The sequence below is a fragment of the Azospira sp. I09 genome (assembly GCF_009177135.1).
In the GTDB taxonomy this organism is placed as follows: domain Bacteria; phylum Pseudomonadota; class Gammaproteobacteria; order Burkholderiales; family Rhodocyclaceae; genus Azospira; species Azospira oryzae.
In genome coordinates this window covers 1,993,666-2,009,260 of sequence record NZ_AP021844.1, presented here as the reverse complement: position 1 = coordinate 2,009,260, position 15,595 = coordinate 1,993,666, and the positions used below count along the sequence as shown (strand labels likewise).

Genomic DNA, 15,595 nt, shown 5'->3' with positions numbered 1-15,595 from the left:
CTGATTGCCTTTTGTACTAGCAAAAGTAATTCCGCCCTTTCATAATGCTTCGTCATGAAGCAACTTCTCCTGCCCATAGCGCAAGCCTATAAGGCTGACCCCGAGTCTGTTTACAACACTTGGTTTGTTAGTAGTGAAGATCGCCTCAAAGCGTTTCGAAGCATCCGGCGCGGTGTTGGTACGGTTGTCGAAGACATCAAGCAGAAGCGTTTCCCCAACGACTTCAAAGGATCATCGCTGGAATTTGTGCTGAGCTGTATTGCTGAGCAAAAGCAGGTGTTTGAAGGGGCGGCCCATCCCTTCTATTGGAAGCCTAAGCTTCGCATCCCGGATATCTACGAGAACGATGAAAATAAGGGGGCGTTCGGGGAATTTCTCTTCGCCTGCCTGGAAACCGCCGACATCCGGATTCTGGAAAGGGAAGTTTTGAAGCTTGCCGGCCGCAGCATCAAGGGCCTGGGGCCAGCGGTCGCCAATATCCTCTACTTTCTTCATCCCACACTGTTTCCGCCATTTAATACGGCGATGCTCAACGGTTTCAATGCCCTCTTTCAGGCCAAGAAGAAGTTAGGGTCTTGGGACAGCTACCTGGAAATGCGCGAGACGATCATCGAAGCCAATTCGACGCTTGGAACACTTTCCAAGGATCTTGGCGCGTTCAGTGGCATGTTGTTTGAGATCGGGGTAGGACGCTTGGCCCCCGATTCTAATGGCCAGCAGACTTTGGCTGCGGAGCAGGAAAAACTGGAGAAAAGTCGCCGCAAACGGCACGCACAGGTTGAACAGGATGTTGTGGAGGAACGGCTGCACACCAAGGTTCAGCACCAACTTTCTGAACTAGGGCGTACCCTGGGATATGACGTCTTGGTCGCACGCAATGACCGTAGTGCGCAATACCAAGGCCGCCCGCTGGGATTCCACTGCCTAGAGCACCTTCCAGACTTGGGATTGTCTCCGGAGGTGCACGCTACGGCGGAACTGATCGATGTCCTTTGGCTGTACAAGGGGAAGGCGCAGATTGCCGCCGCCTTTGAGGTTGAAAAAAGTACCTCCATCTATTCCGGAATATTGCGCCTCACCGATATGGCCCTTTCCATTCCGGGAAAGGAGGAACATCTTTATCTAGTGGCGCCAGCGGCCCGCGAGCGGGAGATTGTTGATCAACTGAAACGCCCGATGTTCCAGCGACCTGATGAGTTTTCCTTGGGATACATCCTTTTTGAAGAGCTCGATCGGCATTTTGAGTCCCTCTGCAAACTTGGCGATAACCATCATATCCTAGACAAGTTGGCCTGCCGCTGTTGCGTTTGAGCCGTCCAGTGGGGAATCCGGATACGCCTGACCAAGTGCAGTCTAGCCCCCAACATTCCACATCGTGGTCATCGGGCATACGTGCCAGTAAGCGAACGATCTCTCGACATAACTGCCACATGACCCCTTCCGGCTTTGTAGCCACATCATCGAAGCAATAATGCACTCATCACACATAAAGCAGCCGGAGCTAGTGAAGTAACGCAACCATAGTAGCCACATTGAAGCCTTTCACTCGGGGCGATATCGATTGAGCTATGGCAACCAAATGAAAAAGAGGCCACGCAATTGCGGGGCCTCTTTTCCATTGTTGTCCGGCCGACTTTATTTACTACCATCAGCTCATTTTTGCAGCAAAACGGCTATCTCCTTGTTTTTATTTAGTTTCAAGATTCTCCATTTCATTTCAAGAAACTATTGTCCGGAAACAAGGTGATGAACTTGTCCTTCGGCAGACTCGCCAACATGGAGCGATAAAGGTCCTGGGCTTCCAAAGGAGTCAGGTCCCGGCCTTTCGCCGGACCTTCCAGGTGGGTATAACCGGTCGCGAAGTTCCCATACACGGTGAGCTTGTCATCCATGAATAGCCGGGGGCCGACTTCATTGGGGTTGGTGTTGATGCCATAGAGTCCCGGAATAAGGGATTCATGAACAGCGGTGACCTGTAACCCGAAGAACCGCTTGGCAGCGGCTGCGATGTCCCGCTCGTGGGCTTGAGCGGAGACGGCAGTTGCCATCATGAAAGTGAGAAAGGCGCGCTTCCAAACGGAAAGATTCATATTTTTTTGCACTCACAGACGAGAAATGAATTCTATGAGTGACAAAACTAGCATGCGAAGTGGAAATTGTCACTCATATAGCGTCGTCTCATAGTGGTTGAATTCATAGCATCTTTCCCTTTTGGGCTCCGGGAAAGATGGACACCTTCGATCCGAGAATTCCGTTTGGCAAACACCTGGCCAAGGTCCGGAAGAGTCGTGGGTGGTCCCAGGAGAAGCTGGCGTTAGAGAGTGGGTTAGCTCGCAGTTATCTGGGCGGTGTCGAGCGGGGGCAGCGGAATATTGCGCTGGTCAATATTTGCAAGTTGGCCCAGGCGCTGGAGGTGTCTCCGGCTGTGTTGATGGAGTTTCCGCTGTCGGATTCTGACCTATGAGAGGCCAATCGCTGCTTTGGGGTGTTCAGCCTATTGCAGTTCCATTGCCGCTCTCAGCGCGGTTTCCTCTGCCTCTCTGAATCCGTCATCGCATAGAAGCAAGTTCTGGCAGTCGGCCGGATACAACCGAGGGTCGTCGTCCAAGGCGATCCAACGGACTTCTAGGAGGTCATGTTCCTGAAGGTATGCCAGCACCTCATCGTGTCTGGGATGAAGTGGATAGGGATGCTCTTTCGCCTTGATGACCGGCGTTGGGCCGAGGATGCGTTCAGCGATGTCGGGGGAGAAAGCGCGGATGACATCCTCCCAGGGACGGTTCTCCCGCCAAGAGCTTGTGATCACCACCTTCCACTCTGGGAAGTCCCGGAGCACCGCCTCCAGGCGAGGCAGGTAAGAGAAGAACTGGTTCTCAGCATCGGAACGATCATTTCTCGGAAAGAAGGGGTGTAAAACACCGTCGAAGTCGAGGAAGAGGATCATGGTCTCAGTCCGGGAGAGAACTTTGCATTGAGGATGCTTCAAGGTCCGATGCCGTGTCCACGGTGGTTCAACACTATTGACCTTTGGCTTTGGCCTCCAGCCAATCTAAACGCAATTCTCGCGCATCATGTAGGGCGTGGTGAGCGTCTTGAGATTCCTCCAGCCCATTCCTGGCCCAGCTAATAGCATTAACCTCGTCTGCGACATTGGCCCCCTCCAGCCAGGTTGGCAAGGGAACCTCCAGCGCTTGGCGGAACAAATCAAAGTCTGTGTCGAAGTCGTACAACACCGAAATCGTTCTTCCGCCATCAAGGGCATGGACCTTCTCAAGCCACTTCTGAAGTTCTACCCCCAAAGCAGTCCGATCCAGTAGCCCCGGGAGGGGGCCTGTTCGGCCAAGCCTCGGTAAAACAGCCGAGCGAACGAAATCACTGCAGCGTGTCAGATCAAGTTCACTGCACTCAGCATAAAACTCATGGCGACCACACTCACTGACCAACCCGATGGAGATCAATTCAGGTTGGTGAAAGTCAGTAAATTCCGTGTCCAAAAATAGAATCATGGCTGAGCGTTGAATTCAAACCACTGCTGCGACCCCTAGGAATCGGGGATTCAGCTACGATTAGAGCGTAAAAGCGCTAGCCGTTGACCGCAAAAGATGCGAATAGAGTGATCGGTAGCGCCATATGGGGAATTAAACATGAAGCCAAGTCTAAAGCGAACAAGGTCTTCGAGACTACCAGGTGAGGCGGGGACGGTATCCATCACATTTGGCTCTGTGACCGTGGAGGTCACTCCGCCACCTGAGGCGGTCAAAAAGGCCAATATCAAAGAGGGACAGGCTGCCCTAAAGCGTGCTCGGCACGCCTTGCTTCAGCCAGGGGTGAAGCTGCCCAGAGAGAAGGGAGTTCCCTTGTACTTTGGGTGTGAGGATAAACCCGGATTGATGATCCAGGAACTGGACGGTAAGAGAACTGTGGGAAAGTTTGTCGACGGACGGTTTTGCACGGTTTGATAGGACCTGGTTCCAAGTCGCTAGAGAGATTATGACAAGGGTCACCCTATATTCCGACCTGCACCTGGAGTGCCGTCATGAGAGATGGAGGCCAGAGCCCCTGGATGTCAATGTGGTGCTGCTGGCGGGCGGCATTTCAACGCACACCCATGGAATGGATTGGGCCGCTGACACCTTTTCGTGAAAAGCAATAACTGCCGTACACAACTTTCCGGACAGTTCCCATATCAACGTATATCCGGTTGTTGTTGCATGGGCCTATAGTCCGAAAGAGGCTGGCTCAAATCGTGAGCACCATCGGCTATTTCGAGCGGCGATGAAAATACTCTTGTGGAAGCGCCTTGCCAGCAGCATGAATGACGCGCCATAGAGGGGTCATACGAGCGTCTCCTTGAATCCGCTGCATAGCGTGAGCGGCCATCGCCACTTGCTCGAGATAGCGCTTGGCAATACCACTGACCTGGATAATTTCCGCCAAGTCCTGCAGAGGGGGGGCCAAAACCATATCCAGCCTTGGCAAGCCAGATGCAATGATCAGGCCGGCGGGATCAAAATCAACAAATGCGATAACCGGCAGCCCCGTACCACTGATTAGCGCATGAACAGCATCAGCTCGCGCGCCACCTTGGTTATCGCCACGATAAATCACAAGGGGATCATGCGAGGTCAAATTGTCCATCACCTCCGAATCTACCGCGTGGATGTCATCAAAGGTTTGCAGGTTCTCGATTATCAGCAAAGCATCGTGACCGATTTCGCTCCCGAGAACTACATTGAGATCCATCCCCAGATCGGCTCGATCCGGCAGGGACCAGCTACCACCAGCAACCTGCAGAACGCGTCCGGGCAATGCTTTCACCCTCAATCTGTGATCCCCGACAGTACGACTGGTCAGCTTTTCGTCCCTGGCGAGCATCAGACTTTCTGCTCTACCCAAGCCTTTCCAGCTATCGGCTGTCGTTGTCGATGGGTCGATACCCAGTTCCCCCTTGAGGATTCGCCCGATCTCTGCCTTATGTGCATCATTGAATACGAGAGAATTCCCCCGCCGTACTCCGAGGTTGTACTCAACACAGAAATCACTGATTGCTCGCCCGGAGGTAAAGCGGGTCTCAGGGGAATGAAAGATCCGCAGCAAGGTATTGATGAGCCGTTTGTCCATCATGCTGGCCCCACATGTACATCGCAGACCACGACATTGCCGGTAAATATGGGGTCGAGCGACTCTTCGGCGACCACAGTAATTCCGAGTTCCTTCTTCTTTCTTGGCCCGAGATCTTCAAGTACGCATTGCAACCAGACCGAAACGCTCATGCCGCCGAGGTCGGCAGGGTGGTCGGAATACCACTCCAAGGCAGATGCACAGAGATTCTGCGACTTGCAGGTGGCGATGAGATTCTCGATAGCTCGCTGGTAGGGCTTGATCTGAAGGATTACCGTCGGCGCTTGATCCTCCTCAATGAGCGTTCCGCGAGGTCGCTCAATAGGTAAGCGAAGGGTCGGCGGTGCAATATCGCTCGCGAGAGCGGCAAGAGCATCGGTGTATTCCGGATCTCGGACCCACGGATGGCTGCGTATAGATAGACCTGATGCCTTCAGCAGCCAGGGTTGGGGATGCGCCGATTCGTCCCAGTCCTGCAACTCATAGACAGGATGACGTTCAAGATAGAACCATAGGCTACGCACCCGTCGAGTCTGTTCCTCGATTTCACGGTACTCAAACAGATACTGCTTCAAAATTTCCAGGATATCGCTCAGGTTCTGCCGGAATGAAGGCAGGCGTTCCTGCAATTGGGCACGAAACATGGCGGCAATGTTCGCAAACGCGCCCTGGGTCTGGATCCTCTCGCCCAGGTCGGACAGGGTAAAAAGTTCGATTGCCCGTACTACCTTCTCCGTGCGGCCAATGTAATAGGCATTCTGGCGCTTCTTCTCGGCCAGAGTACTCACATTGCCGAACCGGTTCTCCACCAAAGTTCTTAGATGCTCCAGATCGGCAGCCAAATTGTCGGATATCTCATAGATGGATTGGCGGATCTCGTCTTCAATCCGCTCGCGCTCTTCCATTTGCCCTTCATGAGCGATATCGAACAGTGCATTCGTCAGCTGCTCAAGCCGCTCAAACGCGACGCCAAGATCGGAGCCAATGCTGTACAGCCGTTCGATGTTCAGGGCCGCGTCCAGAAAGCGGCGGAAGGTAGTGTGAAGAGTGTAGGCATCATCGCCCCGCGGGATCAGCACCTTGTGCTGTTGCAATAATTCAATCCCTTGAGCGTTTTCCTCATCCTTAATCAACTCGCTGTTGTAATAGGCGTGGGAAACCAGATGCTGGTGAGTGGCCAGGCGGCCGATCAGGTGCTTTACACCATCACGACTCAAAACAACCTCCCTGTCTCGCCCTCTGATTCTTGGTCTTGTGCCTCGCGAATGGCCTGCTCATTTTCGGCAAGGAAATCAACGACTTCGTAGAAGTAATCGATCTTGCCAGTGACCTCGAAGCGATCGCCCTGTCGATCCGGGATGAGGTAGCCAGTCTTCACCATCTGCTGCAACAAACGATCCAGCAAGGTGCGCAAGCTGGCATCACTGGATGCGAACTCTTTCCCCAGCGCCGCAAAGCCCCGCAACATCTCACCTAGATGCGGGTTCTCGGAGATGTGTAGCAGCGTCTTGGGGAAATCGATCACATCGCCCGTACCAATGGTTCGGTCAGCACGCTGTGCCTGCATGATCAGGTTAAGGAAACCCAGCACAGGCCGAAGCTCGTGCTTCACTTCCTTGAACAGGGATCTGATTTCCGTTCGTTCGCTGGGCCCAACCGCTCGGTGGGCTGCGTAGTACGCCTCGCCATGGGCAGTCGCGGCCAGACGCCGGCCGATCTGGGTCAGATAACCGTCCACCTGGCGGCGGGTTGATTCATCCTCCAGAAAGGAAAACAGATCAGGGTATGCCGTCCGGCAAACAAACGCCCCTTCCAGAAGTTTGATGACCGTCGCTTCAAACATTGGCCACCTCCGGCTGGAACGTTGCAAGGCGACGCCCTTCCTGGATGGCGTACCGATTCTTCAGTAGGGCCAGGATTTCAGGCTCGGGGTCGGGAAAGGCGGAAACCAAGTGAATTTGATTATCCGCCAACATATCCAGCAGAACTCTCACGTTGTCGAGATCAAGATCGCGCAGCTCGTCCAAGGCCCAGACCAGTTGTACAGGTTGGCCGGCGCGAATCTTGTTGATCAAGCCGACAAACACGACGCAGAGAATGAGATAGGAAAGGCCGTTACTGGAAGCATCTCGCAATTGCCCTTCATCTTTTACCGTCTTTTTCGGCTGCCCCGCTTCCTCGATATCGATTTCCAGACCAAGCAGGTCTTCCAGCTTCACATCCAGGGTATGGCGGCCCTGCAGCCAATCGCTGACCTGATCCACCGCATCAGCGAACGCGGGCCCTGGCAAATCGTTGCTGTCCTTGCCGGCCCACACGCTGTACTCCTCGTCCAGCTGCTTGATTTTGTCCCAACCATCCAAGCCATCGAATGAAGTGGTGATACGCACCGCCACACTGCTGATGAAGCGGAAATGAGTCGATGCCGCCATGTTCTCCTGCAAGTCCTTCGAGAAGATGCCGACCTTGCGCTTGAAGCCATCGAGCCGATCATGGAACTCGTGGATGCCCGAGGCGAAGTTACGGCACTGGCTCAAAAGCAACCTGCGGGTATTTTCGTGTTCGGCCTCGAACCACTCTTGCATGGGAGCAAGCCACAGGAATGGCAAAGCACCGTCCTGATCCGGACCCAGCTCCAGACGCTTCTTGTCATAGAACTGATAGGGCGTGGTGCCCGGCGACTCAAAGAACACTCGCTTGATCGGTGTCAACGCCTCTCGTGCTCGTGCTTCCTCATTCTGGATATCCAGGAGCAGCCGATCCATATCTGCTTCCAGGGCATCTTGGTCTCGCACCGGTTTGGCCAGCGGCCCGATGGGATCCGCCGGCCAACGGGTCAGCCTCTCTCGGCGCCTGACCACGAAACCATGTAGTTTCTCTACCTTGGCCTTTTCCTGAGTGACCTGGCTGATCGCCTTATCCAGCTCGCCATGCTTGATTTCGCGTGCCTTTCGTGCCCGGGACTCCTCCTCCAGCAACTGCTGGACACTGGCTTCCGCAATCGTCAATTCAGCCTCTTTCTCTGAGCGGGTTTCCCACTCGGATTTCAACCATCGCCGCCAATCGCCGACCTTGGCCTCACTGGCTCTGGCTTTCTGCAACTTCTCCTGCGCCTCGGATTTCTCCTTCTGAAGCTTTTCGAGCGAAGCGGTATCGACGCCCCGTGCCTTCAACGCCGAGTCCAACTCCTTATTCAACGCACCGATGTCCTGATCGCAGGATGATTTTGCTGATGCAATGACCTGATCAATCTCACCAATGTCGGCCTTAACCTGCGCTTCAATTACCGCCAAGCGCTTTTTCAGCTCGCTTTCATGGTTCTGCTTGCGTGCGTTTCGGGTCGACTTGAGTGTGTTCAGCGCCTGCTTATTCTTCTCAACAGATTGCTGGACTTCTTGCAGTTGCTGTCGGGCACGAATGCCGGCCTGACGAATATCCTCTGCCAATGCCCGCTCCGTCGCCTCGAAGGCTGTCTGGCATGATCGTGCTGAGTTTGCGGCCTGGACATGAAGGCGTTGCTTGTCGTCAGAGGCAGTTTTCGCCTGGCGAACGCGTTCGGACTGGGCTTTCAGTTCTTTTTCCTTGGCCATTGCATCTCGGTGATGCCGCTCAATGGCCCGATCGACTTCCTCGATTTTCTGCCTCAGCACATCCTCGTCGGCTGCCCTCGGAACATCGAGCGCAGCCAGATCCAGGCCGACTCCATACAGAGAAAGAGCTTCCTCACTGACCAGCGTGGGCGTCAGATCAGTGCGTAACAGCAGTTCCTCGGGGACAACCCTTGCGATGTCCCTGGTCCAGTCTGGACGGTTTTCACGCAAGAAATGCAGCAGGGTGCCTGGCGCGGCATCTCTTAGGGAGAGCAGGTGCTCTCGCACCGCTTGATCCTTCTTTTCTCGCTCTCGTAGATCCTGGATTTGGTCATCGATGGCACGAAACGCTTCCGTCTCTGCCTGGTGCGCGGTCTTTGCTTCCTCATATGCCGACAGCGCTGTGGCAGCGGCCTCCGCTGCTGTGTCACGCTCAGTGCGCGCCTGATCTTTGGTAGCAGCGACCTGGGGGCTGGCTTGCGGATACTCAGCTGCCTGCTTTAGCCCGCCCAATTGCTCGACCAGCAGCTCCTTCGCGTTAATGATCGCGTTTTCCTGTAGATCGAATTCCGCAACGATGGCCTGCCATGCCTCCTCAGCCGCTTGCCGCGCTTGCGTTTCCTCGTCTCGGCCTCTGACTCGAATTGGCTCCTTCAGCGCATTCTTTTCCCGTTCAAGCGTATGGAAGGCTTCGATACGCAAATTGCGCAGCTCGGCATAACGGTTGGCCAGATCCTGCGACTCTCCGAGTAGCGCCTTCTCCCGTTTGTCTTTCGTTTCCAGATCGTCGGCCAGCTGCGGCAAGGCATCGACCAAACGGGCAAGGCCAGGAAGATCTTCCTTCTCGTAGGCGCGGTATTGCTTCTCCAGCCCCTGCAGGGTGCCCCTCAGGCTCCTAACCTGCCCTTCGGCCACGCCTAATTTACTGCCGATTTCGCGCAACTTAGCGTTGGTTTGGTCTTCCAGGAGTTGCATCTCGCCCTGGATCTCACCTACCCTTGATTTTGCCTGCTCGATTGCAGTTTCTTGCACCTGCTGCAGACGGGCGAAATCGGTGTGAACAAGCTGAAGTTGCCGCGCAGCCGCTTCGTGGCGCATTTGCGCTGCTTGGAAATCCCGCATGCGACCGGCTTGTTCCATCACCACCGCGTAGGCTCGGTACTCGCGCACCCAGTCCTTCATGGTCGTCTTGCTGGATTCAAGCCGGATACTGGTTTTGTCATCGACAATGCAGGAAACGATCATCCGTTTGATGTCGCGGAAATTCGTCACCCGCGAAAACATGCCGGTCACGATCTTTTCGACATGGCTCAGACGGCTACCCGGCCCGACAAACGAGAAGTTCGCCGCCAACGTCCGGTGATCGCGGTTTCCAGAAACGGCGTTTTGAATGATGGCCCGATAATCCGAAAGAGCGGTGATTTGTTCGGAGCAGAACTCGCCTCGCTTCCGGATGTGGCGGTTGAGATCTGGGCCGATGACAAGGTCACCAAACTCGTCGCGGAACCGCTCCAAAGAAAATGGTTGATCAATGAAGCGGTAGTAAACGCTTTCGCCCGAGCGGGAAGCATGTAACACCACCATGCATACCTTGCCGCGTCGGCTGTACTCGAAAACGATGAAAGAGGTGGTGTGGGGTAGGTAGTACTGCACGAAGGACTGATTCACGCCACCGCCCTGCACCAGCTTGTTCGGGCTTTCGCCATAGAACAAGGGGATCAGTCGCAGCAGCGACGTCTTGCCCACGCCATTCGCCCCGGTAAGGGAGGTGTGGCCGTCTAGCTTTAGTTCAGTGATGGCGCCTTTGCGGTAGGCGTCTATGAGAATGAGCCGCCGCAGGGCGAAATAATCAGCTTCCGGCGTGTTCAACAATGATTACTACCTCCCATTCCGAACCCCTACCTTAACTGGTGAAGTGGATTAAATGCAGCGCCACACATCGATTGGCATCACCCACCGCTTGTAGGGCGTTTGGTCGATTTTGTACCAACGCTCGGTACGGTTCATCTCTCTGTTCCGGATGGTAAGGCCTCAGACTTTGAGCGACTGCAGACGGATTATTCCACGTGAAATATCTCTATGGAATATTATCTGGAATATTGAGTAAAGCTGTCATTACTTATCGCGTCCGGGAAAGCCTATCTAGGCCGAGGACAGATCGTAGGCCAAAACGGCCATTCACGTACCGCCCCATCTTGGTCAGCAATACGTCGATTACCAGCCACTCGGCAGGTGGCTGGTAGAACGGGCGGTTTCTACCTCACAAATTAGCACTCGCGACCCGATGCGTTTCCTGTGAGCTCTCTAACTGCGTATCGGTATATCGTTGAGATTCGGCAAAGCAATTGGCTTCTGGGCTTATCTAGGTCCGCAGACCTAGGTAGGCACGCCTACGATAACTTCATCCTGAACAAACCATCCCTGCCCTAGAACAAAGCGCAGTACGCGTTCGGGCGACGAAGAATACGCGACAAGGGCAAGACTCTCTTTAGCACGACTGGCAGTCACATAGAAGAGCCTCTTTGTGTTCTCCACCGTCTTGTTGCCAACCTCCTTGCCGCCAAACAAGTCTTCGTACTTGAACAGGAATCCTCTTGCCTCGGCATCGTCCATGATTACCATGACGCGGTCGAATTCAAGCCCCTTGACCCCCTGGTGGGTATCGAAAGGTGCGTTCCCGGAAAGGTATTCGGCCATTGGCTCAATCTGTGAAAACGGAGCTTTTAGGAACGCCTGGATGGCCAAATCCCGTTCGGTCTGACGATCAACTTGCTCATCATCCACAGAAGAGCTAGCGGCAGCCTTGTCTATCACTCCCGAGGCATGAGGTTTCAGAGCTTCCGGAATCTCAAGCAGTTCGTTCTTCGCGATACATTGCAGAACCTCCAAGAGCGTTGGATCCGCACCGTCCTTCCAGAGGTCCATGAGCATATCGACGGCAGTATTCACACCCTCAAGCAGCTTCTGCGGTTCAACAGATTCACGGAGTGCCGCTTGAGTAAGACGCGGTGAGTAGGCTTTGGCAATGCGGGCTACCGCAAAGCGGTCGTTGGCCAGCTTTGCCCGAACCAAAGAAAGGATCTGATCGGAGAAGAACCGCGAAATCGGCAACGAACCATCGAGGAAACTGGTACGCCAACTTTCCAGATCGTACAGAGGAACGAATGCATCGAGAAAGCCCATTCGCGATGCCGCCATACGATGCTCAAGAGTCAATGTCTTAACCAGCTTCGGCTCGCTCCACTTTTCGTCACCCGTGATTTTTGACATATGTCGCGCAATCGCCTGCTCCACAGCAGGCTTCCCCTCCTGGTTACTTGGTAGGATGAAAAACCTGATGACGCCTTCCTTCGCTGAAGCACAGGGCTCCTGATGTTGTTTGTCTGTGGTGCTGCGGACCTTGTTGATGAGGGTAACGATGCGCTTAGGGCAGCGATAGTTCAGCTTCTTCCCTGGAGTCGCCCAATGCTCTGGCAGTTCGTCACCGAGCCCCTCTTTTCCGTCGGCATAGATGCGTTGCATCATGTCGCCGAGAAGTCCAAGGAGAAATTTGCCTTTGAGCTTGGTTTCAACTTCAAAAAGCGCGTCGATGAGATGCTTGTTGGTGTCTTGGCTCTCGTCGATAAGCAGAATCGGGTAGCGGCCGGCAAGAATGCACTGCATGGCTGGCTTAGACCTTAAGAAATACGCCGTGAGCTGCAAGACTTCGGAGTGATTCAATGCATCGCGCCCACGGTTGTCACCGCTCGGGCTATACGCAAAGGCTTTGATGTTTTCCAGGTTTCCGAGGCGCTTAGTCTTCGATTCAATCTTGCTCAATCTCGTCACCGACGCCTTGGTCCCCGGTCGGCCATTGGCTTCTTCCGCCTTCAGCTGTTTGATGTCTTCTGCAAGATCAACACGCAACCATTCGCGGATGTCGTGATTCAACCCCTCTATAAGCGACCAAGCAAAACTGTGAATGGTTCGAACATCGATCAAAGGATCGAACAGCAATCGCCTTTTGATCTCATCGCTTGCGGCGTTCGTAAAGGTAATCACAGCGATCCGCTGTCCCTTGACCCTGAGCCGGTCGCTCATGGTGCGCTGAGCATGTTGGAGCGCAGCAACGAGCGAGCTTGTCTTTCCGGAACCCGCGCCAGCAAAGAGAAAGAAGCTCCTTGGGGCATCGAGATTTAGGCAATCCGCAATTTCCTCATCGACGTGGGCATCCGTATGGTCATCGTTTGCAATCTCCGCGGTTTGGTTCATTCGGCCACCTCTGCCGCTACGACTTTGTCGCCCGCGCTCACCGCTCCGACCGGGACCTTTCCCGACACTCCCTCTTCTTTGCGTTTGAGCTGGTTAGCCAGCCAAAGCAATCCTTGATCGATGTAGGCTGGAACAACCATTTTGTCGATTTCGGCCCTACAGAGAAGCTCCATGGCAAACTCAGCCTTGCCGCCCTTGGCCAGATCGGCTGCCAGTCTTTCAGCGAGCTCCCCAAGATTTCCTGCTTCATCAAGAGACTTCCGAATGCGTCCAAGCAAGGCAGTGCCATTCATCGACTTGAACAGCTTGATGTTCTCATACACTAGAGCGTCTTCGAATGTGTTCGCTAAGGCCTCGGTCGGCTTGCCATCTAAAAAAGTGGCCTGAATTGGCTGCTGGTAGGCAACGCGAACGGCGAAGCCAGCCTTGTCCGACAAAACGAGATCTGCAGGTTTCGCATCAAGTAGAGCATCGAGCCCCTCCTCTTTTGGGACCCACGTCTTCAGTGTCTCGTTCCTCGCTTTGAGCCCGGTGCTTCGAACCGGAGGCACAGCCTTGCCGTCCGCGTCCTTAGCGTCGATGTCCGTGATGATCAGCGTATTCAGGCCCAGATGCTCTATCAAGGGTTTCAGGCGATGAGCATGACTTCCGCCGATTTCAAGCCATGTGACATAGCAGCGTTTCAAGAAATCGTACTGTGAACGGTTGCGAACAAAATGCGGTACAAGAATGCGCTCGGCAGGTCCCTCAACGAGCACTGCCCCGTCTGCGAAGAACAAGTCGCAGTGGGTGGCCTTGAGATATCGCCTAACGAAGCGAGCCGTCTCGTCCTCGCTTCCGAAAGTCTCAGAAAGATTGACTACACAAGAGAGGGGCACGGCGCCGTCAATTGCCTTGAGGGGAAGCCGGCGGAAGTACCGCAAAGAGGCGAAGTCGGCTTCATGTGCAATGTGGCTGGAATGCGTGCTGACCACCAGCTGAGTACGAAGGTCACTCGATCCCTTGAGCTTTTCATGTTTGCGCAGAACGTCATAAGCCTGCTTGATGAAGACCTGCTGAACCTGCGCGTGTAGGTGAGCCTCTGGCTCCTCCACCAGCACCAGGTGAAGCGGAGGAATCAAAGCGCCCTCCACATCGCCTGACTTTGCGGCCTTGCCGACCTTCATCCATTTGTCGCGAAAGCTCATCAGGGCAAATACGATCGACACAAGGTTCTGGTAGCCCAGGCCATTCGAGTCCTCTGGAAGCCGGTGTGCTCCCCCCGCTGCGCCGAGGTGCGTCGGTACTTCATATTGGACGGCCGAGGCATGATTTAGGCCGTCGATAGGTTGGATACATGTGGTAATTGTGAGCTTCGGATCAGTGACTCCTGGGTAGCCAATATCCTCAAGTTCCTTCAATGCCGTTGAAAAGCAGGACTCCAGGCGTTTCCCAAACGCGGTCTGCGCTTCGTGCAATGCCTGCAAGGCCTCAATATCCTTCGGCTCGGGCTGATCAAATGGGTCAAGATGCTGGATGTAGTAGTTTCGAAGCTGCATAGACAGCTTTTTCCCGCCTCTCGATTTCATCTCCTCGTTCGGATCGTCTGAGCGAGCAGAGGTCGTAACCAAACCGAAGCCACGTTGCGCGCTAATTTCATCGATCCGGATGATCTTCTTGAGAGGGTCCCCCTCAATCGGTTCGCTGCCAACCGGCAAAGCCTGCGGTGACGCGATGCCATTCGTTGGTAAGACGACCTTATCCGGATCAAGAAGGTATGCCCGGACTTCGAAGAGCGCCCGCAGCTTGAGTGACAAGAAGTCCATCATGGATCTCGGCCACAACGCAAAACCTTCCACCAGTTGCACTGTCGTCTTGTCACCTCCATCGATCGATGCGGTGGCATTCAAAACATCAGCTGCCGCCAGCTTGGCTGTCAGGTACTCCTGTCTGAATGCCTGCACATCATTTGGTCCGTAGCGAAGACGAACGCCAATGTGTGCTCCTGCCCAATCCAAGGTTGGAAGAATCTTTTGGACATGGTGAAGATCCTCCTTAGGAACGTTCAGCCAGAGGTCAAGGTGGGGCAAGACAGCGTCCCAGTCGAAGCCCGGTTCAGCATCGCCGGCAACAGGCTTCTCCCAGGATGCCCCCAGAGCATCGAGCTTCGCCCAGTTGGAAAGGGTGAAATCGTTAATCGAGAAGTCCGTTCGATCTACGAGAAAGTGGCGAAGGGCCACCATCGCAGACGTCTTACCGCTGTTATTCGCGCCAACAAAAACCGTTGTTTCATCGGCAAAATCCACGCGTACGCTTTGCAGCTTGCGGAAATTTCCGATCTCTACGTGCTGAATATGCATATTCGCCCCCACTACCGTCGACAGTCAATCCGCTTGGCATTATCGCTCTGCCACCGTCGATCCTGCCAGCGCATTTGAATACGAGGAATGAGTTTCTACGACCGTCAGCAATCCATTCAAGGCTGTCGATCGAAAGCGAGAGTTAGCTGTACGCTTCGGCCGAAAACCAGACGAAAAAGCCACTCGTAAGAGTGGCTTTCGCTTTATGGCGATTAGCCAACATCATTGTTCATTAGCTTTTATCGTTAGAATTTACAACCGAAACTGTAGTTTTTTGACTGCCACTATGCAGAC

11 protein-coding genes are annotated in these 15,595 nt (G+C 54.3%); 2 read left to right on the top strand and 9 right to left on the bottom strand.

What is annotated here, in order from left to right; translation table 11 throughout:
- Nucleotides 1-54: 54 nt before the first annotated feature.
- Nucleotides 55-1,311: a hypothetical protein gene (locus AZSP09_RS09305; RefSeq protein ID WP_014236166.1), complete on the top strand. Its 1,257-nt coding sequence runs from the start codon at nucleotides 55-57 to the stop codon at nucleotides 1,309-1,311.
- Nucleotides 1,312-1,712: 401 nt separating this feature from the next.
- Here AZSP09_RS09305 and AZSP09_RS09300 read toward each other — a convergent pair whose 3' ends face one another.
- Nucleotides 1,713-2,090: a hypothetical protein gene (locus AZSP09_RS09300; RefSeq protein WP_152089863.1), complete on the bottom strand. Its 378-nt coding sequence runs from the start codon at nucleotides 2,088-2,090 to the stop codon at nucleotides 1,713-1,715.
- A gap of 137 nt (nucleotides 2,091-2,227) precedes the next feature.
- Here AZSP09_RS09300 and AZSP09_RS09295 point away from each other — a divergent pair, with 137 nt between their 5' ends.
- The gene (locus tag AZSP09_RS09295) at nucleotides 2,228-2,464 is read left to right on the top strand and encodes a helix-turn-helix domain-containing protein (protein ID WP_152089862.1); all 237 of its coding nucleotides are present in this window, start codon (nucleotides 2,228-2,230) and stop codon (nucleotides 2,462-2,464) included.
- Between the two features lie 30 nt (nucleotides 2,465-2,494).
- Here AZSP09_RS09295 and AZSP09_RS09290 read toward each other — a convergent pair whose 3' ends face one another.
- From AZSP09_RS09290 to AZSP09_RS09255, 8 genes are all read right to left on the bottom strand, one after another.
- Nucleotides 2,495-2,944, bottom strand: coding sequence for an HAD domain-containing protein (locus AZSP09_RS09290; RefSeq protein ID WP_152089861.1), 450 nt, complete (start codon nucleotides 2,942-2,944; stop codon nucleotides 2,495-2,497).
- A 73-nt stretch (nucleotides 2,945-3,017) separates the two neighbouring features.
- Nucleotides 3,018-3,506 carry a 3'-5' exoribonuclease gene (locus AZSP09_RS09285; protein ID WP_152089860.1) on the bottom strand — a complete coding sequence of 163 codons (489 nt, stop codon included), beginning with the start codon at nucleotides 3,504-3,506 and terminating at the stop codon, nucleotides 3,018-3,020.
- Between the two features lie 754 nt (nucleotides 3,507-4,260).
- The gene (locus AZSP09_RS09280; RefSeq protein WP_152089859.1) at nucleotides 4,261-5,124 is read right to left on the bottom strand and encodes a DUF7281 domain-containing protein; all 864 of its coding nucleotides are present in this window, start codon (nucleotides 5,122-5,124) and stop codon (nucleotides 4,261-4,263) included.
- Nucleotides 5,121-6,338 carry a hypothetical protein gene (locus tag AZSP09_RS09275; RefSeq protein WP_152089858.1) on the bottom strand — a complete coding sequence of 406 codons (1,218 nt, stop codon included), beginning with the start codon at nucleotides 6,336-6,338 and terminating at the stop codon, nucleotides 5,121-5,123. Before AZSP09_RS09275 ends, AZSP09_RS09280 begins: the two co-directional genes overlap by 4 nt.
- The gene (locus tag AZSP09_RS09270) at nucleotides 6,335-6,964 is read right to left on the bottom strand and encodes a condensin complex protein MksE (RefSeq protein ID WP_152089857.1); all 630 of its coding nucleotides are present in this window, start codon (nucleotides 6,962-6,964) and stop codon (nucleotides 6,335-6,337) included. Before AZSP09_RS09270 ends, AZSP09_RS09275 begins: the two co-directional genes overlap by 4 nt.
- Nucleotides 6,957-10,580 (bottom strand): ATP-binding protein, encoded by a 3,624-nt coding sequence (locus tag AZSP09_RS09265; RefSeq protein WP_172974734.1) that lies wholly within the window; start codon nucleotides 10,578-10,580, stop codon nucleotides 6,957-6,959. The genes AZSP09_RS09270 and AZSP09_RS09265 overlap by 8 nt, the downstream gene beginning before the upstream one ends.
- Nucleotides 10,581-11,087: 507 nt before the next feature.
- On the bottom strand, nucleotides 11,088-12,962 hold the full coding sequence (locus tag AZSP09_RS09260; RefSeq protein WP_152089855.1) for a UvrD-helicase domain-containing protein: 1,875 nt from the start codon (nucleotides 12,960-12,962) through the stop codon (nucleotides 11,088-11,090).
- The gene (locus AZSP09_RS09255) at nucleotides 12,959-15,301 is read right to left on the bottom strand and encodes an AAA family ATPase (RefSeq protein ID WP_152089854.1); all 2,343 of its coding nucleotides are present in this window, start codon (nucleotides 15,299-15,301) and stop codon (nucleotides 12,959-12,961) included. Before AZSP09_RS09255 ends, AZSP09_RS09260 begins: the two co-directional genes overlap by 4 nt.
- Between the last annotated feature and the right edge of the window lie 294 nt (nucleotides 15,302-15,595).